The organism is Streptomyces sp. 5-10, from assembly GCF_014712245.1.
In the GTDB taxonomy this organism is placed as follows: domain Bacteria; phylum Actinomycetota; class Actinomycetes; order Streptomycetales; family Streptomycetaceae; genus Streptomyces; species Streptomyces violaceusniger.
This window is the reverse complement of record NZ_JACVYG010000002.1, coordinates 72966-97981: the sequence shown is the minus strand read 5'-3', so window position 1 is coordinate 97981 and position 25016 is coordinate 72966. Positions and strand designations below refer to the sequence as shown.

The window sequence follows — 25016 nt, the reverse complement described above, 5'->3', positions numbered from 1 at the left end:
CCATGCTGGTGAGACCCGCGGAGAGGAGCGCATCATGTCGTACCCGGAATTCCTCGAATACCCGGAGCCCCGCTACCACGGCGACAAGGGCGAGGTGAACGCGGCCTTTCGCCCGGCCCGTACCCCGCCGGACATCTCCTCGCCCGGTGGTGGCTCTACGCACTACCTCGCCACCAACGAGTCGACCGGCGGCGAATTCGGGCTGTACAAGGTGGAGTTGGGGGCGCGGGCCGCCGGAGCCAAGACGCACGTCCACAAGGCGATGTCGGAGTCCTTCTACATTCTCTCCGGCGAGCTGGAGCTCTACAACGGCGAGAGGTGGGTCACGGGCCGCGAGGGCGATTTCCTGTACGTACCGGTCGGTGGTCTGCACGCCTTCAAGAACGTCACCGATGAGCCCATGTCCATGCTCCTGCTCTTCTCCCCGGGCGCCCCGCGCGAGGAGTACTTCGAGCGGGTCGCGGAGATGACGCGGCGCGGTGGCGAGGAACTCAAGCGGTTTCGGATCCGGCACGACAGCTACTTCGTGGAGGATTTCGAGCCCGAGGGGGAGTAGGAGCTCATAGCAAAGCGGTAGTCGCCACTCGCTCAACCTACGGCGGTCACACGGTCATTGGGCGTGATCCTTTCCGATGAACTCGCTGAACGCGCTGACCAGGCCGTGGGGCGCGTCGTCGCCGAACATGAGCTCGTCGCTGCCGACGCCTTCGGCGGCGACCTCGGCGCTGCGGGGGAACATGGCCCGCTCGTACTCGGCGAGCGCGGCCTCGACGTCGTCGGGGTGCGCGGCGAGGGCCTTGCCGAGTTCGGCGCCGTCGAGCATGGCCAGGTTGGCGCCTTCGCCGTTCGGCGCCGTGAGGTGGGCGGCGTCGCCGACCAGGGTCACCCCCGGCACCCGGTCCCACCGGTGCTCGATCGGCAGGGCGTAGTGGGGGCGCAGGACCGGCGGGGTGTCGGCGTCGGCGATCAGCGCCGTGAGCTCCGGCACCCAGCCGTCGAACTCCCGCGCGATCCGCGCGGTGGCCGCGGCGGCGTCGGTGAAGTCGATCGCGGCGAACCAGTCCTGCGTCCTGGGGAGCAATACGTAGGTGTGCAGGGTGTCGCCGCTCTCCCGGTGCGCGTGGATCGCCCTGCCCGGCGCATGCGCCATCATCGACCCGCCGCCGACGGCTTTCGCGGCGGCGGGGTGCCGGGTGTCGGCGTCGTACAGGTACGTCTCGACGAACGACAGACCCGTGTACTCGGGTGTGGCGGTGGACAGCAGCGGCCGAACCCGTGACCACGCGCCGTCCGCGCCGACCAGCAGGCTCGTGACGACGGTGCCGCCATCGGCGAACGTCACCTCGTGGCGGCCGTCGCCGAGGGCGCGCGCCCCGCTGACCTTGTGGCCCCACCGGACGGTGCCGTCCGGGAGCGAGTCGAGCAGCATCTGTCGCAGCTCGCCGCGTTGCACCTCGGGGCGTCCACCCGTGCCGTCGTCGGCTTTCTCGAACAGGACGGTCCCTTCGCGGTCGAGGACCCGCATCGCCTGGCGGCCCTCCAGGACGAGGCCGTGGAACTCGTCCATCAGACCGGCCGCCCGCACGGCCAGTTGGCCGTTGTAGTCGTGGATGTCCAGCATCCCGCCCTGTGAACGCGCCGTCGCGGAGGCCTCCGCCTCGTAGACGGTGGCCGGGATGCCGTGGACGTGCAGGACGCGCGCGAGCGTGAGGCCGCCGAGTCCGGCGCCGATGATCGTGACGGGAGTGCGCATCGTGACTACTCCTTCGGAATCGAGGCCGTCCGGTACCGACCCGGGCAACCTCGCTGGTATGCGATTCCAGTACTGGAACGCCGCTCCATGTTGGAACAGTGCTCCAGTTATGTCAAAATGGCGGCATGGCACCACGGACACGCCGGCCCCAGCGGCGCACAGAGGCGCTCTCCCGCGAGCGCATCGTCGAGGCCGCCGTCGAACTGCTCGACGCGGCCGGTGAGGGCGGGCTGACCTTCCGGGCACTGACCGAGCGCCTGGCCACCGGGCCCGGGGCGATCTATTGGCATGTGGCGAACAAGGACGAACTGCTCGACGCCGCGACCGACGCGGTGATCGCCGCCGCCTTGTCGCTCGCGCCCGCTGAGCCTGCGAAGCCCGCCGAGCCCGCCGAGTCCGCTGGCTCTTCTGGGCCCGCTGGGCCCGCCAAGCCGGCCGAGTCCGCCGAGCCTGCCGGGCCAACCGAGCCAGCCGAGTCCCCGGACTCGCCGCAGGACAAGATCCGCGCCGTCGCGTTCGGCCTGTTCGACGCGATCGAGGACCACCCGTGGCTCCCCACGCAGCTCGCCCTCCAGCTCTCCCGCAGCCCGTGGGGGTCGGTGACGCCGCGGATCTTCGAAAGCATCGGTCGGCAGGTCCGCGCCCTGGGCGTGCCTGAGGGCCACTGGTTCACCGCGACCTCGGCGCTGGTGCACTACATCCTCGGCGCCGCCGGCCAGAACGCCGCGAACACCGCGAGCGCCCGCGCCTTCCCGCCCGACGTGGACCGCGCCGAGTTCCTCGACGCCGCGTCGAAGGCCTGGGAAGAGCTCGACCCTGACGACTACCCCTTCATCCGGGCCGTCGCGGCAGAGATGCGCGAGCACGACGACCGCGAGCAGTTCCTCGCCGGGATCGACCTCGTCCTCACCGGCATCACGGCTCTCCACCTGCCCGGCGAACGGGGAAGCACCCCACCACCTGCCCCCTAAGCGGGGTGCGGCCCAGCGTGGACTGCGGGATCCGCATCCGCAGACGGGCCGCGATCACCCTCCGAGTTGACGCCGAGCGTTGACGGGCTACGGCCAGAAGAGCTTCACGGACTCTCTCGGTTGTCGCTGAGTGCCCACTTTCGGTGGCTCAACCGTGTAGCCCAGGAGGCGTAGCACCTCTGCGGCAGCCTCCGGAGCATCTCGTACGGCAGACTTCAGCTGTGTCAGCCGCCAATCGGTCAGATGCTCAACGATCACCGTGCGCCAGTTATCCGTCGTGTCGATCGCGAACTCGCGCTTGAGGAAAAGCAGCACGTCCTCCAACGACGGACGCATCCGGTGACCGCCGACGGGCAGGTGCATCTCGGCGAGGCGAGGCAGTCGATCTCGACGCAGCCCTTGTTTGGGCCGGCCCGAGTCGGCCAGCCGCAGCAGGTAAGCCATTTCGTCGCGGTGCGCATGAACCTGGATGTGCGCGCCTGGCGGGTCTTCACTGCGTCGAACGTACTCGAAACGAATCAGGGGGTCTGGGACCTTGTCGTAGAACAGCTTCAGGTCTGCCTGATCCGTCGCTAAGAACATGCTGGCGTTGTCCCAGCAGCAGTAGTAGCAGGCTAAAAGGCTGAGCCTCGACCGGCCGGCGATGGAGATAGGGATGCGGCTCACTCGCTCCGCTTCGGATATTGGTGAGACGCGGATGCGCGATCCGGTGTTCACGGCGTGAAACCGCGGGGAGTCCTCGCCGAGGACTCCCCGCGTCAACGCTGTGAGCTTGTCGGCGAACTCCATCGCCATGTCGTCCAGGGTCGGTGCCCCTTCAGCAGTCACCTGCTAGAAGGTAGTCGATGCCCTCGATGGTGTGCCAAACGTCAAGCTCATCCATGCTCAAGCTGTACGTCTCAGCACGCTCGCGGAGCTCCTCGTAGGACATGTTTACCTCGGCGAGAAGCTGCGCGCGTTGAGCTCGTAACTCGGACGGGGTCCTGTGAATCACTGTTGGCATTGTCCGCTCCCCACTGTTGCTGAGGCTCAGTCAACCAGGCCCCACTGACAACGATGAGGCAAAGATGGAAGGTTGTCACCCAGCTGGAGCAGATCCACGTTGACGTCTTGGCAAGGCGTCCGGTCACGGCGTCCGCCCATCGGTGTGGATCTTCCTGCGAGGGGACTCCGGCCCCGCGGTCCCATGTCGGGGCCGGAGTCCCTGCCCTGCGGTCGGCGGCTATGCCTGGCCGCGCCGACCGCAGGCGTCTGGGAGGGCAGTAGCAGGTCCGGGCGGGTGGCGTGGAAGACGAACGGTGCGGCCCGCGCGGTGGGGAATGCTCGTCGTCGCTTCATGACTCGCCGCCGGACCGGACCTCGCGCGTGGCTTCCTCGTAGGCGTGCAACGGCCGCTCGCCCTCCTGGCAGCCGGCGCCGGGCGTCCGGCAAGCCAGGCAGCCTGCTGCGTGCTCGATGGCCGCGCGCCATGCCTCGTCGGCGAATGGGTCAGTGGCCGGGGTGGCGGCTGGCCCCGGAATTGATCGCCGAAGACCGCCAGCCGTCGCCGCGCTCGGCATGGCGGTGAAGACGACGGCGGAGGGCTGCTGGACGGTCTGGCCGCGCAGCAGGGCGTAGAGGGTGAGCAGGGAGTCGTCCGAGAACATCACGGGGCGGCCCATGAACGTCTCGTTCAGGTAGCTGTCGAGGTTGTCCCGGACGACGTCGGCCCGGTACGCGGCGAGCGGCCCGCTGTTGACGAGGACGCTGCCCATGGCGGACAGGGCGCTGCGATCAACCAACTGCCCGGTGACAAACCACAGATCCGTGATGCTGGCGAGCAGGTTCGTGCGTCTCGCGCGCCCCCGCTTCGCTACCTCGTGCCCCTTGTCATTCCGTGTCCACGGGATTTGGTTTCGATTGATACGGTATCGAACGAATGAATGGCTGTAATGTGGCCCCATGAGCGCCGATCTCCCTCACCGCACCACCGCCTCGCGGGCGACCGGCCGGGCCGGGGATGCCTCGCCGTTCGCGCTCGGGCTGCTGCTGCGGCGGGCGCACTGGCGGGCGGCGGCGGTGATGACGGAGGCGCTTCGGCCGCTCGGCATTGAGCTGCGGCACTTTGCCGTGCTGATCGTGCTGGTCGACCGCGGGCCCACGGTGCAGCGGGACCTGGCGGCGGCGACGGGGTCGGACAAGGCGGGGATCATGCGCGTCGTGGACGACCTGGAACGCAAGGGGCTGGTGGTGCGCAAGGCCGTGCCGGGGGACCGGCGGGTGCGGGCGGTGGAGATCACGCCTCAGGGGCTTGAGCTCTTCGACGCGGCCCATGTGGCGGCGGAGCCGCTGGCCGAGCGGCTGGTCGGCGAGCTGGGGTCCGATGAGGCCGAGCGGCTGAAGGATCTGCTGACCCGGTTCGCCTATCCCGTGGAGGGCGGGGCGTAAGGGCGTTGTGTGTCGGTCCGCGCACCGGATGGGGTGGGCTGACGCCGTCCATGCGTCGGCGGTGACCATGGACTTTCTCCCAAGAGTGCTCGGTGATGGTTGAGAGTAAGATGGTATCGAATGATACTGTCGCGAGCGTAACGAAGATTCGGCGTCGCCTTGAGCGGATGGGAGGTGGGCGATCTTGGACGTCTACGAGGCCGTCACGAGCCGACGGGCGGTGCGCGGATTCACCGACCGGCGGGTCCCGAGGGAGGTGCTGGAGCGGGTGCTGTCCGCGGCGGCTTGGGCGCCGTCCGCGTCGAACCTCCAGCCGTGGCACGCCTACGTGCTGACCGGCGGACCGCTGGCCGAGCTCAAGCAGCGCGCCGGTGAGCGGCTGGCCGCGGGCGACCCCTGGGACGCGCCGGAGTACGAGCAGTACCCGCCCGCGCTGAAGTCCCCGTACCGCGAGCGCCGATCCGCCTTCGGCGAGCAGCGCTACGGTGCGCTGGGCGTCGCACGCGAGGACCTGGAGGCGCGCCAGCGGGCCGCCTCCGCGAACTGGCAGTGTTTCGGCGCGCCCGCCGCGCTGTTCTGCTACATCGATCGCGACCTGGGCGCACCCCAGTGGTCCGACGTCGGCATGTTTCTGCAGACCGTCATGGTGCTGCTCCGCGCCGAAGGGCTGCACAGCTGCACGCAGATGGCGTGGGCGAAGTACCACAAGACCGTCGCGGAGATCGTGTCACCGCCGGAGGGGCTCATCCTCTTCTGCGGCATGTCGATCGGGTACGAGGACGTCGCCGTGAGCCGCCCCCGTACGGGGCGGGCGCCGCTCGGCGAGACGGTCACGTTCGTCGGCGGCTGCTGAGGGGCCTCAGGGTTGCGGTGTGGTCAGCCATGCGCCGACGCGGGCCAGTGCGGTGGGGCCGGAAGTGGAGGCGACGTCCTGGGCCAGGTCGGCGATCGAGACGGTGCGTAGTGCTTCTCGCCAGGCCGCGTCCGCGCCGCCCATTACGCGGGCGATCGGGCACGGGGTGGTGCATGCCTCGGCCGGGGTGGCCAGCGGGCCCCGTTGGCGGATCTCCGTGCAGGTGAACGCCGGGCTGGGGCCGTCGACCGCTTCGACCACGTCGAGCACGGTGATCGAGGCGGGTTCCCGGGTGAGGACGTAGCCGCCCGCCTTGCCCTGGACCGAGCGGATGAGCCCGGCCCGGGAGAGCGCCTGTAGCTGTTTGGCCAGGTAGCTCGCCGAGACGTCGTGCAGTTCCGCCAGCTTGGTCGCGGGGACGGGCTCCTCGACGGACGTGAGCACGACGCAGCAGTGCAGGGCCCATTCGACTCCGCCGGACATCTTCACCCGCCCCACTCTAATCAGCTCCCTTGCTCGGGCTCATCAGCCCGCTTACTCGGACATCTTCTGTCCGGGTATTTTCTCGGACAAGATGTGTCCGAGTTTGGCGGACGGCGCGGCCACGTGGTGGTTCCCGCGCCGTATCCAGGCAGGCGCCATGCGCACCACTGACGACGGAAGGCATGTCATGAAGTTCGCGGTCATCGGCGGTACGGGGCTGATCGGGTCCCGGGTCGTGGAGAATCTGAACGCCGCCGGGCACGAGGCGGTACCGCACGCGCTGTCCACCGGCGTCGACATCATCAGCGGTCAGGGGCTGGACGAGGCGGTGGCGGGGGCCGACGTCGTCGTCAACCTGACGAACTCCCCGACCTTCGACGAGGCCTCCCCGGCCTTCTTCAGGGCCTCGATGGACAACCTGCTGGCCGCGGCCGAGAAGGGCGGCGTCGGCCACTTCGTGATCCTCTCGATCGTCGGCGTGGACCAGGTGCCGGAGCTGGACTACTACCGGGCCAAGGTGCTCCAGGAGGAGATCCTCGCGGCCGGGCCGATCCCGTACTCGATCGTCCGGGCGACGCAGTTCATGGAGTTCATGGACGCCGTTCTGTCCTGGACCGCCGACGGCGATACCGTCCGGCTGTCCGCCACGCCGATCCAGCCGATCGCCGCCGAGGACGTGGCCGCCGCGGTGGCGGAGGTCGCCGCGGGCGCCCCGCTGCGGGGCATGCGCAACATCGCGGGTCCCGAGGTCTTCCCCCTGGACGAGCTGGGCCGGATCACCCTGGCCCACAAGGGCGACCCCCGCACCGTCGTCACCGACCCGGCCGCCGGGATGTTCGCCGTCGTGCGGGGTGACGTCCTCACGGACATGGGTGCCCACCTCGCCCCCACCCGTTACGCCGACTGGCTCTCCTGACCCGCGCGCGGCCTCGCGGGGCGCGCGCACCGTTTTCAGGGAGCCGAGCCCCGCCCCGCCTGGCGTTACGGCCCCGGCGGGCGGGGCTTGCTCGGTCCACCGCCCGCGCAGACCTCCTCCATTTTCGGAATGACTGATCCAGTTTGACGGATCCCGTCGTGGCTCGTCAATATCGGATCGATCGATCCGTAATTGATGGAGGGACCACCCGATGACCTCGACGTTCCCTGCTGCCGCTGACGCCCCTGCCACGCGATCACGCGAGCCGCTTCCCGTTCCGGCGCTGATCGTGATGGCGTGCACCGGTTTCATCGTGATCATGACCGAGACGCTGCCGGCCGGGCTGCTCCCCCAACTCGCCGATGGGCTCGGCGTATCGGAGGGCGGAGCCGGTCAGCTCGTCAGCGCCTATGCGATGGGAACGGTGCTCGCGGCGATACCCGCGATCATGCTGACCCGCGGGGCCCGGCGGAAGCCGCTGCTCCTGGCCGGGCTGGTGGGATTCCTGGTCGCCAACACCGTCACCACCCTCTCGCCCTCGCTCCCCGTGGCTCTCGGTGCCCGCTTCGTCGCGGGAGCCTTCTCCGGCCTGCTGTGGGGCATGCTCGCGGGATACGCGCGGCGTATCGCCGCGCCGGAGTACGCGGGACGCGCACTCGCCATCGCCATGACCGGAACCCCGGTCGCGCTCTCGGCCGGGACGCCGCTCGGCGCCTGGCTCGGTTCGACGGTCGGATGGCGATGGGCCTTCGCCGCGATGTCCCTGCTCACCGCCGTCGTCATGGTCTTCGCATGGTTCCTGGTGCCCGACATTCCGGGTCAGCGGGCACAGACGCGGGTGCCGCTCGCCCGGGTGCTGGGCATTCCGGGCGTGGCGACCGTCCTCGTCGTCGTCTTCGTCTGGATGCTGGCGCACAACCTCCTCTACACCTACATCGCCCCCTATCTGCGGCAGACGCATCTCGCGCTGCGGCCCGACCTCGCCCTCGTCGTCTTCGGTGTCGCGGCGCTCGGGGGGATCTGGATCACCGGCGTCTTCATCGACCACGCACTGCGCAGGCTCACCCTGGTGAGCGTGAGCCTGTTCGTCGTCTCCGGGGCGACGTTCGTCCTCGCCCGGCAGTCCCTGGTGCTCACCCTCCTCGCGATCGTCCTGTGGGGCATCGCCTTCGGCGGCGCGGCGACGCATCTGCAGACGGCCATGGGAGAAGCCGCCGGCGAGAACGGCGACGTTGCGAACGCCCTGCTCACGACGTCCTTCAACCTGGCGATCTTCGCGGGTGGCGCGCTCGGCGCCGTCGTCGTCGACCGCCTCGGCGCATCGGTCCTCCCCATGGGGATGATCGTGCTCGCGCTCATCGCACTGGTGACGGTCGGTTGCGGCCGTCGCGCGGCCTTCCCGGCGGGGCGGTGACTCCCCGGGCAGGCGGTGATCCCCGCCGGTCGCGGGTCGTCAGTCCAGCGGTGCTCTGCGACGGCCGGTGTGGCCGTTGCCCGCGCCGTTGAGGGGGAGCAGGGACTCCAGGGTGGCGCCCCGCACCCAGGCGCCGAGCAGGTTCCGGTGCAGGGCGAGGATCCCGTGCTTCAGCGCGAGCTTCTCCGCCTCCCGGGTGAAGGCGCAGGTGGCGACGAACACCGCGACGTCCGCGCCGTGTTCGGCCCTCGCGGTGCCGAGGAACTTCTGCATGTCGCCGCTCGGCACGGTGCGATGGGGTGCGTAGTGCTTGCACTGGATCACCAGCAGGCGGCCGTCCGGCATGCGGCCGATGACGTCCGCGCCCAGGTCGCCCGACTTCCCGGAGACGACGACCTGGGTGCAGCCGTCCCGGCGGCACAGCTCCGCGACGTAACTCTCGAACCGCTGCCAGGTCATGGCGTCCACCTCGGCCATGGACCGCTCACGTGCCGCGTTCTCCTGCTCGGTCTGCCAGGCGCGGTGTCGCGCGACGGTGCGCAGATGCGTCTTCCGTAGCCACCAGCCGATGGCGCCGAGCAGGCCGACGAGGACCGCCCCGACGACGTACGGCCATACGGTCTGCCAGGCCAGGGCCAGCGCGAGGGCCGCCGCCGCGCCGCCGCTCCAGGCCGTGCGGCGCAGCCGTGCCCTGATCCGCCGTAATGCCGTTTTACGCCGCCGTCGCTGTCGTTGTCGTCCTGGCTGTCGCCCTCGCACGGTCATTGTTCGCGCCCCCCTGTCGGCTCGTTTCCCCTGCTGGCTCGTTTCCCCTGTCGGCTCGTTTCCCTCCCGCAGTGTCGGGAGCGGCGGGACGCCCCCGCAAGGCCGCCCCTCGCGCAGCGGCGGGGTCTGCCGTGGGCGAATCTGCTGCGGGCCGAGATTCCTTACCGTGCGGGCGAATTGGGTCGATGGTGAAAGGACCGCGACGGTGTGGATCGCGGTATTCACAGGGAGGTCCGATGGGAACATTCGCCACCGGCTGGGAGCCGGCAATGAGTCCGCGAGCCGCGGACGGGGACACGGCACCCACGCGGTTCGACGATCACCTGGCCGCGCAGCTGCTGACCCAGCGCATCGTCTTTCTCGGCACGCAGGTGGACGAGGTGTCCGCGAACCGGGTGTGTGCGCAGATGCTGCTGCTGTCGGCCGAGGATCCGCGGTCGGACATCAGCCTCTACGTCAACAGCCCGGGCGGCTCGGTGACGGCGGGGCTGGCGATCTACGACACGATGCGGCTGATTCCGAACGACGTCTCCACGCTCGTCATGGGATTCGCCGCGAGCATGGGTCAGTTTCTGCTCACCGTGGGAACGCGGGGAAAGCGCTACGCACTGCCGAATTCCCGCATCATGATGCATCAGCCCTCCGCCGGTATCGGGGGGAGCGCGGCCGATATCGCGATCCAGGCCGAGAACCTGGAATTCATGAAGCGGTCGATCGAGCGGATCACGGCGGAGCACACCGGACAGAGCGTGGAGACCATTTCGCGCGACGGTGACCGCGACCGGTGGTTCACACCGGAGCAGGCGAAGGAGTACGGAATGGTCGACCGGGTCGTGGAGTCGCTCGCGGACGTACGGCCCGCCGGTACGCGGCGCAGGATGGGGATCTGACATGGGGCAGTACACGATTCCGACGGTCGTCGAGCGCACCACGCAGGGGGAGCGGGCGTACGACATCTACAGCAGGCTGCTGTCCGAGCGGATCATCTTCCTCGGTACGGAGATCGACGACGGCGTGGCCAACGTCGTCATCGCGCAGCTGCTCCACCTCGAATCGTCGAGCCCGGAGCAGGAGGTCGCGATCTACATCAACTCACCGGGCGGCTCGTTCACCTCGCTGATGGCGATCTACGACACGATGACGTTCGTGTCCGCGCCCATCTCCACGTTCTGCGTGGGGCAGGCGGCCTCGACCGCTGCCGTGCTGCTGGCCGGGGGAGACCCCGGGCGGCGGTTCGTGCTGGAGCACGCCCGGGTGCTGCTGGGGCAGCCGGTGAGCGGTGGTCAGCAGGGCACGGTCTCGGACCTCAGCCTCCAGGCCAAGGAGATGCTCCGGATCCGCTCGCAGGTCGAGGAGGTGCTCGCCCGCCATACGCCCCACGACGCCGCCACGCTCCGCGCCGATATGGACCGCGACAAGGTCTTCACGGCGGAGGAGGCGGTGGCGTACGGGCTCGCCGATGAGGTGCTGAGTCGGCGGATGGCCAGGGCGTTTTGAGGCTTGGTGCCTCAGGCGGCCAGGCGTACGTCGCCCTGCCGCCCCGCGTGCCGGGCCCCGCGGTCCGCGACGGACGTGGCGGAGGTGACGGATGTGTCGGAGGCGATGGACGTGGCGGAGGCGATGGACGTGGCGGAGGTGACGGACGTGAGGGACGTGACCGACATCGCCGCGCCGCCGCGCCGCCGCGGGCCGGAGACGAGCCGGATCAACTCGCCCTGGGCCATGGCGAGGAGGTCGGCCAGGCCGAGGCCGAGTGCGCGGGCGGCGGCCGCGAGGACCTCGGACGACGCCTCCTTGCGGCCCCGCTCGAGCTCGGAGAGGTACGGCATCGAGATGCGGGCCGCCTCGGCCACGTCCTTGAGCGTGCGCTGCTGGGCGAGGCGTTCGCGCCGCAGCACGCCACCCACGACATCCCGCCACAAGGGCTCCTTCACCGGCTCCCGGCCGGGCTGCTCCGGCCCGCCCGGCCCGCCCGGCCCGCCCGGAACGGCGGGGGCCGCCGGGGCGGGGGCGGCCGCGGGGGCTCCGGCCCCGGCGGTGGCTCCCGCCCGGGGCGCCGGGTCGGCGGTGGCCGGACGCAGGGGAATGACGCGGGCTCGGTTCGACGCGTGGCTGCTCACCCCCTCAGGGTAGGAGCGTCGCGCCCGACGGGAAGGGGACAACGTTCTGCCCTTGGCGAATCGCTCATGCGTTCGGCCCGGGGCGGATGGCGCACACGGGGCCGCGCACACCCCGCGCATCCCCGGCGAGGAGCCCCGTTGTCAGTGCCGGGCCCTAGCGTATGGCTGTCCTTATTCACGCTTGCTGGGCTGCTTGCGTAACTCGGACACGGCGGGGGCCGGGCCCAACAGCGCGGGTCCGGCCCCCGACGGAAAGACGGCTCGACCGCCCGGGGCCGCGGGGGCCGCGGGGCCACGGGGCCGGGCCAGCAGCGGGCCGCGGGCGCGCTCTTGGGGAGGGAAAGCGATGGACGAATGCGAGCAGGAAGTCGGCGGAATCGGCGGGCAGTTCGGCTCGCCGGGGCGTGTACGGCACATAGTCCCCGGCCGGTTCGCAGACATGGGCCGGTACGCCGTCGAGTTGGTCGCCGATCAGCCGGGCGGTCTCGGCCGCCCGGGGCAGCGGGCCGCGGATGACGGGTTCCGGCGGCGCCGGGCCCGTTCCAGGGGTACCTGAGGGCGCGTCCGCCGGCATCTGAGGGCCCGTTATGGCGGCGCCCGGCCGTCTCGGCGGCGCCCCCCGGGCCCCGTTCGGCCGCACCGGCACCATCAGCCACGTCATCGACAACACGGGCGGGCCGCCCAATTCCGGCAACAATGTGGCGAACCTCGTGAACTATCCGTAGCACCCTCCGCCACACGGACGGCCACGTGCCCCCGATGCGGCCCCTCCCCGGGTCGTATCGCGGGCACGCATATGCGCACCGGGCTTGCCCACCCGAAGCGGGAGACGTCACCGTTGTCCCTCACGGGCACGCGCCGCGCGCCCGTATTCGACTGGGACCGGAGGTGCCATGGGACCGATCGTTCCACCCCTCGTTCCACCGTACGAAACCGTCGGCGACGGGCCGCACCATGTGATCGCGGTGCACGGCTGGTTCTCGGACCGGGCCGCGTACGCCGCGATGCTGCCGCACGTCGACCGGCGCGGGTTCACCTATGTGCTGCCCGACCTGCGCGGCTACGGCGAGGCGCGCGACATCCCCGGCGCGTACACCACCGGCGAGGCCGGGGGTGATCTGCTCGCGCTCGCCGATCACCTCGGCTGGGAGCGGTTCTCGCTCATCGGCCACTCGATGGGCGGGGCGGTCGTCCAGCGTGTCGTGGCGGCCGCCCCGGAGCGGGTCCGCCGGCTGGTCGGGGTCGCGCCGGTACCGGCCAGCGGGGTGCCGATGGAGGGCGAGCAGTGGCAGCTGTTCGCGGCCGCCGCCGACCGCCCGGAGAACCGCCGGGAGATCATCGACCTCACCACCGGCGGCCGCCACCCGGACGCCTGGCTGGATCTGATGGTGCGGCACTCAGTGGAGCACAGCGACCCCAAGGCGCTCCGGGCATGGCTGGACTCCTGGGCGCTGGAGGACTTCCACGAGGACATAGCGGGCGCCCAGGTGCCGGTCCGGATCGTGGTCGGCGCCCACGACCCCGCGCTCACGGCGGAGGTGATGCGGCAGACCTGGCTGCGCTGGTACGTCAACGCCGAGCTGGTGGAGCTGGAGTACGCCGGGCACTACCCCGCCGATGAGACACCGCAGGAACTCGTACGGGCCGTGGAGGACTTCATCACGGCCGACGCGTAGCCGCCGGTGAGGAGCCGGAGGCGGGCCCGGACGGATCGCCGGAGGGCGAGGGGGAGGGGGAGGCCGGTGCGGAGGGTGAGGCGGAGGCACCGCCGGTGTGCTTCCCCTCGCTCCGCTGGTACTTCTCCTCGCTCTCCTGGTACTTGGGCAGCAACTCCTTCAAGATCTTGTCGACATACTCCCGCGTCTCGAGGATCTTCGGGATGCCGCGCGCCCGGAGTACCGCGTTCGGCCCCGCGTTGTACGCCGCGAGCGCGAGCCGGGTCGAGCCGAGCCTGGTCCCGCTGCCCGGGACCGCCTTGACCACCTCGTACAGATGACACATGTAGCGGGCCTGCGAGGGGATGGCGTCGCGGGGCTCCCAGACGTCGGCCTTGCCGTCGCCGTCGCCGTCCTGGCCCCACTCCTTCCAGGTGACCGGGGAGAACTGCGAAATGCCCTGGGCGTGCCCGGAGTCCGCGTCCCGGCGCCAGCCGCTCTCCGCGTCGATCTGGGCGGCCAGCAGCGGCACGCTCAGCGGGGAGCAGGCGCGGGCCGCGGACTCCACGACGGGGCGCCTGGCATCGGGGATCACCGGCAGCTCGGGCTCCGAGGGCTCGGTGAGATGCCGTACGACCAGGACCGCGGCGACGATCAGGGCGAGGCCGGCGAGGAACGCGGCGACCATCCCGGCGGCGCGGGTCAGCATGCCGGAACCGGCACGGTGGGGGTACGCATGCAGGGACCGTAGCGGCAATCGCGGGCCGATCCGTAATCGGTCGCCGACACGGCCCTACCGCGCCTGGTGGACGCCGGGCAGCGGCTGCCCGGCCGGGCCCGCGGGGAGCGGACCCGTCTCACCCTCACCGGGGCGCTTCATCACGTACGCCGCACCGGCGCCCGCCGCGAACAGCGCGAGCACCGAGACCGCCGTGCCCAGCCAGGTGGCGCCGAGCCACTGGCCGCCGACATAGCCGAGCGCCACGCTGTACGCCGCCCAGGCGAGCCCGGCCACCGCCGACCAGGGCAGGAACTCCTTCACCCTCCGGTGGGCCGCGCCCGCGCTCAGGCTGACGACCGAGCGCCCCGCGGGCGCGAAGCGGGCTATCACCACGAGCGGACCGCCGCCGCGCACCAGCGCGGTGCCCAACTTCTCCTGGGCGGAGGTGAGTCGGCGGGAGCGGGCGATGGCGCGGTCGAGCCGGTCGCTGCCGCGCCAGGCCAGCCGGTAGGCGACCATGTCCCCGAGGACGGAGGCGGTCGCGGCGCACAGCATCAGCCCGAACATGGCGGGGAAGTCGGCCGCGCCGGCCTGGCGCACCACGCCGACGGCGTCAACGGTGGTGCCGGCGGCCGCGGTGGCGGCCGTGATGACCAGAACTCCGCTGGGCAGAACGGGCAGGAAGACATCGAGCAGGACGGATGCCCCGATCACCGCATAGATCCATGGGGTGTTGGTCAGCGACCCCAAATGTTCCAACAACGTACTACTCCCGATCCCGGTCCCCCCGCTGCGCATGTCGCCGGGAAGCGGCAGGCGTCAGCCTGTAACAGCCATACAGCGTACGCCTGTGACTGAAGAGGATAACGGTAAGGGGTGTGATGATGTTGTTCGAATCACGCCATGCGGGGCGTTCGACCCCGCATGGCGTGATGGGTGACCTCATGTCGAATGCGCGGAACTGACGGCCGGACGACGTGACGTCCGGCCGCCGTCCGTCAGACCCGGGACGGCTCGCGCGGCGCTTCCGGCGCCGCCTCGCTCGCGCGGGCCGAGCCGAATATCCGGTCCAGCGCCAAGGGGCCGGGGCCGGTGAAGACGATCAGCAGCAGGGCCCAGCAGAACATCGCGGCGGGCTCGCCGCCGTTCTGGATGGGCCACAGCTTCTCGGGCTGGTGCTCGTGGAAGTACGCGTAGGCCATCGAGCCCGAGGAGATGAAGGCCGCGCTGCGGCTGCCGACGCCGAGCATCACCAGCGCGCCGCCGACGAGTTGGATGACCGCCGCGTACCAGCCCGGCCAGGTGCCGGCCTCGACGGTCTTGCCGGTGCCCATCATGCCGCCGAACCAGCCGAGCAGCGACGAGGCGCCATGGCAGAAGAACAGCAGTCCGACCACGATGCGGAAGAGGGAGAGGACGTACGGCCTGGCGCTGTCGAGCGCCTCGCCGAGGGTGCGGGGGGTGGGGGAAGAAGGCATGGGAGGGGAGCTCCTTGCTCCTGGGGACGGGGAACAACGGAACGCCAGGTTAGGTTCCCCTCATCTTTTGTTGCAAGTTCAAGTTCCTGCCAATGTGAGTGCCCCGGAAGCCTTCTCCTGACGCCCCGAATCCGCTCCTCAGAGCCCCGCGGCGCACATCGGGGCACCTTCCTGCCGGGTCTCCCGCGCGGTCGTCAGGCGCAGCACCGCCCGTGCTACCGCGTCCGTGTCGCAGAGGGTGACCGAGTTCACGCCCGGCCGCGCGCCCGCGGCCGTCACCCAGTGGACCCCCTCGGTCGGCACCCCGATGGCGAACCGCCGCGGATGCGGGCGGCCCTGGGCGTCCACCAGCCGGTAGGGGGCGGTGGTGACGTCGAGGCCGCCGGTCTCGTAGCCCTCCACCCGGTGCGGACGGCACTGCCCGGTCGCCAGCAGATGGATCAGCAACTCATCGGCGGTCCGGCGCACATCCGGCTCCGGCAGTCGCGCCTCGATCAGCGTCGTGGCCACCACCGGCGGACCCGGCACCTCGGCCGAGCGCGCCGCGAACCCAGCCGCTCCGCCCCCTTGGTCCGGACGTTCCAAGGTCACCTCGAGCCGTGGGCCGAGGACGTCCAGGATCCCCGCCTCGATCAGCGCGGCCATCTCCTCGATCCGGCGGCGCGGCGGGCCGATCGAGAGGAAGGCGTTGAGCGGGGTGTACCAGCGGTCCAGATGGGCGCGGCGGGACGCCCCCGTCAGCCCGCCGTGGTCGACGATCAGACGCAGCTCGTTGCGGAGGTCGCGCAGCACGTCGAGCGCCGCCTTGACCGGGCCCTCGACATTGCCCAGCCGTGCGTGCGCCACGTCCTGGTGGGCGTAGCCCAGCAGCCACCGCCGGAAGTCCTCACGCCCCGTGAACCGGCGTCCGCGGTACGGCTGGGCCACCGTGTCCCAGGACCAGCGCTGCGCCTCCGGAATGCCGTACTCCGCGAGCAAGGCGGCCTCTTCGGGGCTTCCGTGCTCGATGGCCAAAAAGTGACGTCTGAAGTGTGCCGGGGTGAGCGGGGCGGGGGTTCCGGAGCCGGACTCGGCGGCGTCCGGGGCTTCCGGTACGGCGGGGATATGGGTGTCGGGGGCGCGGAGGGCCAGCAGCGCCTCGTAGTAGACCGTCTCGGCCTCCTTGGCCACCAGTGGCCATATCTCGGTGAGGAAGTCCGGCGGATCGCCGGCGTCCGCGCGCTTGCGGAAGCGGCCGAGCACCTCGGGGGTCAGCAGCAGCGGGGTGTGCCGGCCGCACGGCCCCTTCGCGTTGTCGCCCCGCGCGTGGTACGGGATGCCGCGCCGGGACCCCGCGTACAGCCGTGGCTCGAGCCCCGAGGGCCGGTAGACCAGACCGCCGTGCGCCTTCGGGACGAACGTGCCGCCCCGGCCCGCCGTCAGCAGCGCCATGTGGTCGAAGAAGTTGAGGCCGAGGCCGCGCAGCAGCACCGGCTCGCCCGGCGCGATGAGCGACAAGTCGACATCGGCGGGGTTGGCGGGCGGGTAGTAGCGCAGCCCGTGCCGCTCCGCGTGCGCCGCGTACCGCCGCTCCGTGGCGTCGGTGGCCGCCGGCAGATGGCCCTGCGCCAGGACGACCGCGCGCAGCCCCTCCAGTCGGCTCCCGTCGTCCAGCGTCAGCACCTGCGTGCCGTCGGCCCGTTCCTCCAGCCGTACGGCGCGGGCCCGGTGCGCCCGGACGGTCACGGTGTCCGGCGCGCCCCGCACCACCTCGGCGAACACCCACTCCAGATAGCGGCCGTAGAGCGCGCGGCTGGGGTAGTCGTCCGGGCCGAGGCCGGGCGCCAGACCGCGCGCGGTGACCCATTCGTACAGGCTCGGTCCGGTCCGCACCGGTCCACCGCATTCGACGCTCGCGTCGGTGAACAGGGTCACCTGCGAGGCCACGGTGTTCATCAGCAACTCGTCCGGCTGGGCGGTGCGCCAGACCCGTCCCGCGCCGGGCGGGGAGGGGTCCAGCATGTGCACGGTCAGCGGGATGCCGGGCGCCAGCTCCGGGGCCGAGGCGCACAGGCGCTCCAGTACGCTGGTGCCGCGCGGCCCGGCGCCGACGACGGCTATCGCGTGGGGGTCTCCGGCCAAGGCTGTGTCTCCCGGGGCAGATGTGACGCACGATGCGCGCCCATCATGCCGCCCGCCCGACACGAATCGACCCGGTCTCCGGTACGTACCCCTCCGTTGTGGTCTGTATCACGTGGCATATGCCGCGCAACGGCACTCAAGGGGTCGGCCGGCCCGCCCAGTCCGTCTCCAGCGCCGCCACCAGCCGGGCGCCGCCGCCCGAGGGGTCCGACTGCGCCTGGTCCAGCCGCAGATGGGCGGTACGGCCCCGAAGGGTCAGCGTCATCAGCTGGTTGCCGAACCAGGGCCCACCCGTCTTGTGCCAGCTCAACCGGGGGTGCGGCACCCGGCCATGGCGCCGGAACGCCCGGCCCAGGGCACGGCCCGCCGCGCTCCAGCCGAAGCGGAAGCCGAGCCGTATGGAGGCGTAGATGCTGTTGTGCACCGGGGAGCAGGTCAACTGGCGCACCTGGCTGCGGGGCGGCCGGGACGGCCACCGCGACCAGTCCGGGGCGGCCACATAGGCGTGGTGCACATCGCCGGAGAGCACGCTGATCGTGGCGGGCGCGCCCGGCGCGCCGCCCACCTCGGCGATGGTGTCGGTGAGCGCGTCGAAGGACTCGGGGAACGCGGCCCAGTGCTCCAAGTCGCCGCGCTGCCGCAGGTCCTCGCCGATCCGCGCCCAGCGCCCACCGCGTCTGCCGCCGCACAGCGAGGCGTTCCACGCCTCCACGTCATGCACGAAGTGCGGCAGCAGCCAGGGCAGCGAGGTGCCGAGCAGCAGATGGTCGTAGCCGCCGTCATGGCCGCCGTCGTAGCCGCCGTCATGGCCGCCGTCATGGCCGCCGGAGGTCTCGGGCCCCGCGGAGTCGGGGAAGCCGCCCACGCCGTCCATGGCCTGCTCGCGCACCCAGGCGAACTCCTTGTCGGTCAGCATCGCCCGTCGGCCCTCCTCGAGCACCCGCGCCGCGCGGGTGTCGACCATCAGCAGCCGGGTGCGGCCGAAGTCGCGGCGGTAGCTCCAGCGGGTGTACCCCGGATCGGCGTCGGCGCGGGCGGCGAACTCCCGCAGCGCCTCGGTGCCGTCCTCCGCCGCGCGCACCTCCGCGTAGAGCGGGTCGGCGGCCAGTTCGGCGGGGGAGAGGTTGCCCAGGTGCTGATGGACCCAGTAGGACATCAGCCCGCTCAGTATCCGCTCCCGCCACCACGGCGTGGCGCGCATCCGGCGCTGCCACGCCTCGCTGGTGTTCCAGTCGTCGATGACGTCGTGGTCGTCGAAGATCATGCAGCTGGGGACGGTGGACAGCAGCCAGCGCACCTCGGGGTCCAGCCAGGACTCGTAGTAGAGCCGGGTGTACTCCTCGTAGTCCGCCACCTGCTCGCCCGGCGGCTCGCTCAGATCGCGGCGCTCGGCCAGCCAGCGGCGGGTCTCGGCGGAGGTCTCGTCCGCGTACACCTGGTCGCCCAGCAGCACCAGCACATCGGGGCGCGGGGCCTCCGGGGCGCGGGCGAGCGCCTGCGCGAGGGTGTCCAGCGCGTCGGGCCCCACCGGGTCGTGCGAGGCGTCGGAGGGCGGCGCGGCCCACCGGCAGGAGCCGAAGGCCACGCGCACGGGCGGAGGGTCCGTGGCGTCGGCGCCCGGGGCGGGGGTCGGGGTCGGGGTCGGGGTGCGGATGGTGCTGGCGGGGAATGAGGAGTCCGGCAGCGGCCAGACCTGCTCGCCGTCCAGCAGCACTCGGTAGGCGGTCTCCGCGCCCGGCCGCAACCCGGTGACCGGGATCAGGGCGTAGTGGTGACCCGCGATCTGCCAGGTGCGGGCGGTGCCGCCCGCGCCGTCAGGGCACCGCACCTCGGCCTCACAGGGCCGGTCGGTCTCGACCCAGATGGTCGCGCCGGTGCCGGTCTCCCAGTCGACATGGCGCAGCAGTGGTCCCAGGCGCAGCCCGGCCATCCGGACCTCCTCCGTCGTTCTTCGATGTGCTCGTCATGCGTACGGTACGGAACGACGGAGGAGGTGCGGCGGTTCCTGGGCGGTGCGCCGGGTGGAGTGGTGCCTCAGCAGCCGTTGAGGATGCCGCTGAGCGCGGACTTCTCGGCCGAGTCGAGGGAGAGCTTGTAGGTGTACTTCACCGAGACCCACATGCGGGCGTACATGCAGTGGTAGGCGGTCCGGGGCGGCAGCCACTCGGCGGGGTCCTGGTCGCCCTTGGACTGGTTGACGTTGTCCGTCACGGCGATGAGCTGGGAGTGGGTCAGGTCGTTGGCGAACGACTGGCGCTGGGCGGTGGTCCAGCCGCTGGCGCCGGACTTCCACGCCTCGGAGAGCGGCACGACGTGGTCGATGTCCACGTCGGAGGCGACGGACCAGGTGGCGCCGTCGTACTCGGAGTACCACTTGCCGCTGGTGGCCGCGCAGCTGGAGTCGGTCTGGACGTTGGTTCCGTCCCGCTTGAGGACTTCCTCGCGGGTGTTGCAGGCGCCGCTCTGGGTGATCCAGTGCGGGAACTTGTCGCGGCTGTAACCGTCGGACGAGCCTTCGGCCTTGACGGTCAGCGAGGCCAGCTGGGTGCGGGCGGTGGCGGCGCTGGGCGGGGTGGGCGGGGAAGCCTCGGCGGCGGGTCCGCTCAGCACGAGCGTGCCGAGCAGGGCGACGAACCCGCCGAAGACGGATGCGCGACGCGCGTAGACGCGACGGCGAGTAGACGTGTCCGACATGCGAACTCCCTTGAGGGGTGGGGGGCGTTGGCCGCTGGTGCCCGGCCATGGTTGCGGCGCCGGGTTTCTGTGGGGTGGGCGCCAGGTAACAGGGTGACGACGCGGTCATGTCAACGCAAGGGGTTCCAGAGGGTTCCAGGGGGCAGTTGGTGCCACGTACGTCCATCCGGCGCGGCGGTCGTGGGGTCGCGCTGTGGCTGTGTATCGCGTGCGCCCGCGCCCGGGGTGATCCGGGGTGATGGCGTTGCCGCCGGTCAACGCCGTGCCCGGGGCGGCGCTCGCGGCTCCGCCGCCCGGTGCGCGTGTTCCCGCGCCGGGCGGCCACCCGCGAGACGGGCGCGCGAGCGCGAATGGCGCTCCGGGCGGCGACGGCCCTCCGGGCGGCCTGGGAGTGCCCGGCGGATCGCGACGCCTGCGGCGGGCTGCTTTCCCCTACCCGCCCCTCCCCGAAACTGGGGCTTCGCCCCAGGCCCCCGGACGGGGCTCCGCCCCAGGCCCCGGTCGGGGCTTCGCCCCAGGCCCCGGTCGGGGCTTCGCCCCAGGCCCCGGTCGGGGCTTCGCCCCAGGCCCCGGTCGGGGCTTCGCCCCAGGCCCCGGTCGGGGCTTCGCCCCAGGCCCCGGTCGGGGCTTCGCCCCAGGTCCCTGGGTCGGGGCTCTGCCCCAGGCTCCGGGGTTGGGGCTTGGCCCAGTCCCTGGGTCGGAGTTGTGCCCCGGGCCTTGGATTGGGGTTGTGCCCCGAGTCCCCGGGGCGAGGCTTCGCCCTAAGCGCTGGAAGTGCCGCGATGCGTCGTCGGCCGGCTGCGGCGCCGTCGTGGCTGGTCGCGCCCGCGCGGCGGAGCCGCACATCGACACAGCCCCGCGCCCCTTCGGGGCGCTGCCGAACCATAGCGGACTTCCTCCGACCTGCTGAGGTCCCTGGGTCGGAGCTTGGCCCCAGGCTCCGGGGTTGGGGCTTGGCCCAGTCCCTGGGTCGGGGTTGTGCCCCGGGCCTTGGATTGGGGTTGTGCCCCCGGGTCCCTGGGTCGGGGCTTGGCCTCAGGCCCCGGATGGGGGCTCCGCCCCAGCCCCCGGATTGGGGTTCCGGCCCAGGCCCCGGGCCAGGGCTCCGCCCCTTCCCGTGGTGTCGGTATGTGGCTCCGCCGCGGGGCCTCCGGGGTTCAGGGGTGGGGCCCTTGCCGCGCGGTGGAGCCGCATGTCGACGCTGTGGGAGGGGCGGGGTGGGGAAAGCCGGACGTAGGCGGTGGCGGGCGCGATGGCGGCGGGGGCGGAGGCCCGGGGGTTGGGTGCGGCGGGGGTCCCGTATCCTTTGTGGAAGCAGAAGGGGAGTAGCTCCTCGCCGGACCGTCGACATACTGCCCGCCCCTCGAGGTGCGGGCCGGCGCCCGGAGCGTACGGATCACCGCGGGACGCGGAGGCCGTGCGCCAGCGAGACCTTCGGCCGCAGTGTCCGACGCTGCCGTGCCGAAGCGATCCCTCCCCGGGGCCCTTGGCGCGGCCCGACCTACGAGGTATTCATTCCGTGTTCAGCATCACCGTCGCCGCCGTGGTCTTCGGCGTCGTCTTCCTCGCCGAGCTGCCCGACAAGACCGCCCTGGCCGGGCTGATGCTCGGCACCCGCTACCGCGCGTCGTACGTCTTCGTCGGCGTGGCCGCCGCCTTCGCCCTCCACGTCGGGCTCGCGATCGCGGCGGGCAGTGTGCTCACCCTGCTGCCGCACCGCCTGCTCCAGGCGATCGTGGGGGTGCTCTTCCTCGGGGGAGCGGCCATGCTGCTCTTCAAGAAGGACGACGACGAGGAGGAGATCCGCAAGCCCGCCGACCAGAGCTTCTGGAAGGTCTCCGGGGCGGGCTTCACGCTGATCCTGATCGCCGAGTTCGGCGATCTGACCCAGATCATGACCGCGAACCTCGCCGCCCGCTACGACGACCCGCTGTCGGTGGGCGTCGGCGCGCTGCTGGCCCTGTGGGCCGTCGCGGGCCTGGGCATCGTGGGCGGCCGCACCCTGATGCGGTACGTACCGCTGCGGCTGATCACCAGGATCGCGGCCCTGGTGATGCTGGCGCTGGCCGGTTTCAGCCTGTACGAGGCCATCGCGGCCTGATCGGCCGGGTGACCTGGGTCCGGGTGCCTGGACGGCCGGGTGCCCGGGCTCCGAGGCGGCGCCGGTGACGACGGTCGGCCCGGGCCACCGAGCCCGGCGGCGTTGCGGCCGGTGCGCTCGGTGCGCCGGGTCGCGGTCGACCGAGACCGCCCGGCGGATGCGGTGGCCGGGCGGCCGGGGCGGGGACTGCCAGAGCCCGGGTGTCCGAGGCGCCTGGACGCGGCCGCCGGTGCGCGGCTGCCCGGGCGCGGCCACCGCGCGAGCGCCGGGTCCGGCGCTCAGTCCGAGAAGTGCAGCCGCATCGTGCCGTCCGGCAGGGCCTCGACGCGCACCTGCTCCAGGTCCCGCACATGCGCGTCCGGGGCGTGGGCCCCGGCGCGCGGGCCGATGCCGACGACGCGCATTCCGGCCGCCCGGCCCGCCGCGATCCCGGCCTCCGAGTCCTCGAAGACCACGCAGTCGGCAGGGGCGAAGCCGAGCTCGGCGGCGCCCTTCAGGAAGCCCTCCGGGTCGGGCTTGCTCGCGCCGACGCGTTCCGCGGTGACCCGTACCTCCGGCATCGGCAGTCCGGCGGCGCCCATGCGGGCGCGGGCGAGGGCCTCGTCGGCCGAGGTCACCAGGGCGTGCGGGAGCGCGGCCAGCGCGGCCATGAAGGCGGGCGCGCCGGGGATCGGCACGACGCCGTCGAGATCGGTGGTCTCGCGCTCCAGCATCCAGCGGTTGTCCGCCAGGTTCCGCTCCATCGGGCGGTCCGGGAGCAGCACGGCCATCGTGGCGTGCGCCTGCCGGCCGTGGACGACCTTGAGGACCTGCTCGGGGTCGAGCCCCTGCTCGGCGGCCCAGATCCGCCAGTAGCGCTCGACCACGGCGTCCGAGTTCACCAGGGTGCCGTCCATGTCGAGGAGGAGTGCGCGGGCGGTGAGGGACATCGGGACTCCTGGTCGCGAGCGCGGAAAGCGGGCCGTGGGAAGCGGGCCGCGGGAAGCGGCCGCGGACCGCGGGAAGGCGCAACGGAAAGACGCAACGGAAAAGGGAAACAAGCGGCTCCGCCCGCCGGTCAGGGAAAACGGGCGGAACCACTTTGTTCCTTCACGATACAAAGCAGGGCCGCTCCGCGCCAGGGGGTGGGGCCCTTGGAGTGTCTCCGGTGGATCGTGACGCCTGCGGCGGGCTGTTCCCCTCCCCGCCCCTCCTCACAACTGGGGCTCCGCCCCAGACCCCGGACCCGGGCTCCGCCCCGTCCTGCGGCATCGATCTGCGGCTCCGCCGCGTGGCAGGGCTTCGTCCCCAGGCCCCGGGGTCCAGGGGCGGAGCCCCTGCCACGCGGCGGAGCCGCACATGGACGCTGCGGGAAGGGGCGGGGAGGGGAAGGATCCGTCGGGACCCCTACGGCTCGTCGGTTCTCGATTCGAGGTCACGGCGGGTGTTCTCGCCGTAGACGCCGTCCGGATCGCCCGTGATGTCGTGCTGGTCCTGGTAGCTGGAGACGATCCTCCGCAGCCCCGCGTCGTACTTCCCGTCCGCCACGCCGATGTACTGCAGCAGCTGGGTCAGTCGTTGCTGGAGCTCGACCACCTCGGGCCCGCTGTCGCCCTCGCGCAGCACCGGCGGGCCGGACGGATCGGGGGTGCTGGACGGCGCGGAGGTCGGGCCGCCGGACGCGCTCGGCCCGGGCTTCGTCGCCGAGCCGGTCGCGGAGGCCGACGCCGAGGGGCGGGCCGAGCCCGAGGGGCCGCCCTCGCTCGGGGTCGCGCTGGCCCGCGCCGAGCCGGACGCGGAGGGGTGGGGCGTCGCACTCGACGAGGGGGAGCCGGACGGCGTGCCGGGTCCCTCGACCGGCAGCTCCTCCTCGACCGGGGGGCTGGCGGTGCTGTCGGCGAGCGTCTGGTCGCTCGCGGCGCCACCGCCGCCGTCCTCCTTGTGGTCACCGCCGAGCAGCCCGGTGCCGACCGCCAGCGAACCGGCCACCGCCACGGCCGCCGCGCCCGCGAGCACGGCCGCCACGACCTTGCGCTTGCTCTTGCGGTGACGGCCGGGGGCGGAGCCGGGGGCGTCGGCGTCGCCGTCGGCCCCGTTCCCCTCGTCCCCGCCGGGTCTCTCCTCGACGCGGTCGATCACCCGCGTCTCCTCGCCGTCCCCCTTCCCGGTGTTCCCGGTGTTCCCGGTGTTCCCGGTGTTCCCGGTGTTCCCGGTGTTCACGGCATTCCCGGCGTTCGCCCCCTTCGCCGAGCTCTTCGCCTCCGCCGCCTTCTCCGCCTCGTCGAAGAGACGCAGATCACGCGGATCGGGGCCGGCCGGGCGCTCCTCCGGGAGCGTCACCTGGGGGTTCGGCCGGGTCTGGTCATCGGTCGCACCTGCCGTCGCGATGGACGCGGCGGCGCGTTCGGCACACGTACAGCCCGGGCGGCCGTTGGCTCGCGCCGGTGCGAAGCAGTGCGGGCAGGACTCTGCCGTCACGGAACTTTCCCTCCCTGGAGTTCGCAGCGATTATGCGCATCCGATCGCCCTCCGCGCAGGTGTTCGCCCGCCGTGCGGACCGGCCCG

The 25016-nt window shown here is 71.9% G+C and carries 24 protein-coding genes; 10 read left to right on the top strand and 14 right to left on the bottom strand.

The window, feature by feature from the left end:
- Positions 1-34 precede the first annotated feature (34 nt).
- Positions 35-556 (top strand): cupin domain-containing protein, encoded by a 522-nt coding sequence (locus tag IEJ02_RS02800; protein WP_191063198.1) that lies wholly within the window; start codon positions 35-37, stop codon positions 554-556.
- Between the two features lie 54 nt (positions 557-610).
- Here the strand turns inward: IEJ02_RS02800 and IEJ02_RS02795 are convergent, their stop codons facing one another.
- Complete coding sequence (locus IEJ02_RS02795) at positions 611-1753, bottom strand: FAD-dependent oxidoreductase (protein ID WP_191063197.1); 1143 nt, start codon at positions 1751-1753, stop codon at positions 611-613.
- A 125-nt stretch (positions 1754-1878) separates the two neighbouring features.
- On the opposite strand from IEJ02_RS02795, the gene IEJ02_RS02790 reads away from it, so the two are divergent.
- On the top strand, positions 1879-2724 hold the full coding sequence (locus tag IEJ02_RS02790; protein WP_191063196.1) for a TetR family transcriptional regulator: 846 nt from the start codon (positions 1879-1881) through the stop codon (positions 2722-2724).
- An 87-nt stretch (positions 2725-2811) separates the two neighbouring features.
- On the opposite strand, the gene IEJ02_RS02785 is transcribed toward IEJ02_RS02790, so the two are convergent.
- A complete protein-coding gene (locus tag IEJ02_RS02785; RefSeq protein ID WP_223863287.1) occupies positions 2812-3519 on the bottom strand; it encodes a hypothetical protein in 708 nt (235 codons plus the stop codon).
- A 539-nt stretch (positions 3520-4058) separates the two neighbouring features.
- Positions 4059-4505, bottom strand: coding sequence for a glycosyltransferase family protein (locus IEJ02_RS48170; RefSeq protein ID WP_223863286.1), 447 nt, complete (start codon positions 4503-4505; stop codon positions 4059-4061).
- Between the two features lie 160 nt (positions 4506-4665).
- Between IEJ02_RS48170 and IEJ02_RS02770 the strand changes: the two genes are divergently transcribed.
- Together IEJ02_RS02770 and IEJ02_RS02765 are read left to right on the top strand one after the other, a co-directional pair.
- Positions 4666-5151, top strand: a complete 486-nt coding sequence (locus IEJ02_RS02770) for a MarR family winged helix-turn-helix transcriptional regulator (RefSeq protein ID WP_191063194.1) — start codon at positions 4666-4668, stop codon at positions 5149-5151.
- A 184-nt stretch (positions 5152-5335) separates the two neighbouring features.
- Positions 5336-6004, top strand: a complete 669-nt coding sequence (locus tag IEJ02_RS02765) for a nitroreductase (protein ID WP_191063193.1) — start codon at positions 5336-5338, stop codon at positions 6002-6004.
- Between the two features lie 6 nt (positions 6005-6010).
- On the opposite strand, the gene IEJ02_RS02760 is transcribed toward IEJ02_RS02765, so the two are convergent.
- The gene (locus IEJ02_RS02760; protein WP_191063446.1) at positions 6011-6487 is read right to left on the bottom strand and encodes an RrF2 family transcriptional regulator; all 477 of its coding nucleotides are present in this window, start codon (positions 6485-6487) and stop codon (positions 6011-6013) included.
- Positions 6488-6674: 187 nt separating this feature from the next.
- Here IEJ02_RS02760 and IEJ02_RS02755 point away from each other — a divergent pair, with 187 nt between their 5' ends.
- The gene (locus IEJ02_RS02755) at positions 6675-7403 is read left to right on the top strand and encodes an SDR family oxidoreductase (RefSeq protein WP_191063445.1); all 729 of its coding nucleotides are present in this window, start codon (positions 6675-6677) and stop codon (positions 7401-7403) included.
- Positions 7404-7614: 211 nt separating this feature from the next.
- Complete coding sequence (locus IEJ02_RS02750) at positions 7615-8817, top strand: MFS transporter (RefSeq protein WP_191063192.1); 1203 nt, start codon at positions 7615-7617, stop codon at positions 8815-8817.
- Positions 8818-8856: 39 nt separating this feature from the next.
- On the opposite strand, the gene IEJ02_RS02745 is transcribed toward IEJ02_RS02750, so the two are convergent.
- A complete protein-coding gene (locus tag IEJ02_RS02745; RefSeq protein ID WP_191063191.1) occupies positions 8857-9582 on the bottom strand; it encodes a restriction endonuclease in 726 nt (241 codons plus the stop codon).
- A 236-nt stretch (positions 9583-9818) separates the two neighbouring features.
- Here IEJ02_RS02745 and IEJ02_RS02740 point away from each other — a divergent pair, with 236 nt between their 5' ends.
- The gene (locus tag IEJ02_RS02740) at positions 9819-10472 is read left to right on the top strand and encodes a ClpP family protease (RefSeq protein WP_191063190.1); all 654 of its coding nucleotides are present in this window, start codon (positions 9819-9821) and stop codon (positions 10470-10472) included.
- A gap of 1 nt (position 10473) precedes the next feature.
- On the top strand, positions 10474-11079 hold the full coding sequence (locus IEJ02_RS02735) for a ClpP family protease (protein WP_137977758.1): 606 nt from the start codon (positions 10474-10476) through the stop codon (positions 11077-11079).
- A gap of 11 nt (positions 11080-11090) precedes the next feature.
- Here the strand turns inward: IEJ02_RS02735 and IEJ02_RS02730 are convergent, their stop codons facing one another.
- Positions 11091-11702 (bottom strand): helix-turn-helix domain-containing protein, encoded by a 612-nt coding sequence (locus IEJ02_RS02730; protein WP_191063189.1) that lies wholly within the window; start codon positions 11700-11702, stop codon positions 11091-11093.
- Positions 11703-12595: 893 nt separating this feature from the next.
- On the opposite strand from IEJ02_RS02730, the gene IEJ02_RS02725 reads away from it, so the two are divergent.
- Entirely contained in the window at positions 12596-13378 is a 783-nt protein-coding gene (locus IEJ02_RS02725) for an alpha/beta fold hydrolase (protein WP_191063188.1), read from the top strand.
- On the opposite strand, the gene IEJ02_RS02720 is transcribed toward IEJ02_RS02725, so the two are convergent.
- From IEJ02_RS02720 to IEJ02_RS02695, 6 genes are all read right to left on the bottom strand, one after another.
- On the bottom strand, positions 13362-14066 hold the full coding sequence (locus tag IEJ02_RS02720; RefSeq protein ID WP_191063187.1) for a lytic transglycosylase domain-containing protein: 705 nt from the start codon (positions 14064-14066) through the stop codon (positions 13362-13364). The genes IEJ02_RS02725 and IEJ02_RS02720 overlap by 17 nt on opposite strands.
- An 84-nt stretch (positions 14067-14150) precedes the next feature.
- Positions 14151-14840: a DedA family protein gene (locus IEJ02_RS02715; protein ID WP_137977755.1), complete on the bottom strand. Its 690-nt coding sequence runs from the start codon at positions 14838-14840 to the stop codon at positions 14151-14153.
- 236 nt (positions 14841-15076) lie between these two features.
- Positions 15077-15556 (bottom strand): DoxX family protein, encoded by a 480-nt coding sequence (locus IEJ02_RS02710; RefSeq protein ID WP_191063186.1) that lies wholly within the window; start codon positions 15554-15556, stop codon positions 15077-15079.
- A 138-nt stretch (positions 15557-15694) separates the two neighbouring features.
- Positions 15695-17677, bottom strand: coding sequence for an FAD/NAD(P)-binding protein (locus IEJ02_RS02705; RefSeq protein WP_191063185.1), 1983 nt, complete (start codon positions 17675-17677; stop codon positions 15695-15697).
- A 136-nt stretch (positions 17678-17813) separates the two neighbouring features.
- Positions 17814-19607, bottom strand: coding sequence for an alkaline phosphatase D family protein (locus IEJ02_RS02700; RefSeq protein WP_191063184.1), 1794 nt, complete (start codon positions 19605-19607; stop codon positions 17814-17816).
- Positions 19608-19711: 104 nt separating this feature from the next.
- The gene (locus IEJ02_RS02695) at positions 19712-20371 is read right to left on the bottom strand and encodes an HNH endonuclease family protein (RefSeq protein WP_191063183.1); all 660 of its coding nucleotides are present in this window, start codon (positions 20369-20371) and stop codon (positions 19712-19714) included.
- Between the two features lie 1519 nt (positions 20372-21890).
- On the opposite strand from IEJ02_RS02695, the gene IEJ02_RS02685 reads away from it, so the two are divergent.
- Positions 21891-22472: a TMEM165/GDT1 family protein gene (locus tag IEJ02_RS02685; RefSeq protein WP_037947190.1), complete on the top strand. Its 582-nt coding sequence runs from the start codon at positions 21891-21893 to the stop codon at positions 22470-22472.
- Between the two features lie 278 nt (positions 22473-22750).
- Here the strand turns inward: IEJ02_RS02685 and IEJ02_RS02680 are convergent, their stop codons facing one another.
- Positions 22751-23401, bottom strand: a complete 651-nt coding sequence (locus IEJ02_RS02680) for an HAD-IA family hydrolase (protein ID WP_191063181.1) — start codon at positions 23399-23401, stop codon at positions 22751-22753.
- A gap of 457 nt (positions 23402-23858) precedes the next feature.
- Positions 23859-24929, bottom strand: a complete 1071-nt coding sequence (locus IEJ02_RS50225; RefSeq protein WP_191063180.1) for a peptidoglycan-binding domain-containing protein — start codon at positions 24927-24929, stop codon at positions 23859-23861.
- Between the last annotated feature and the right edge of the window lie 87 nt (positions 24930-25016).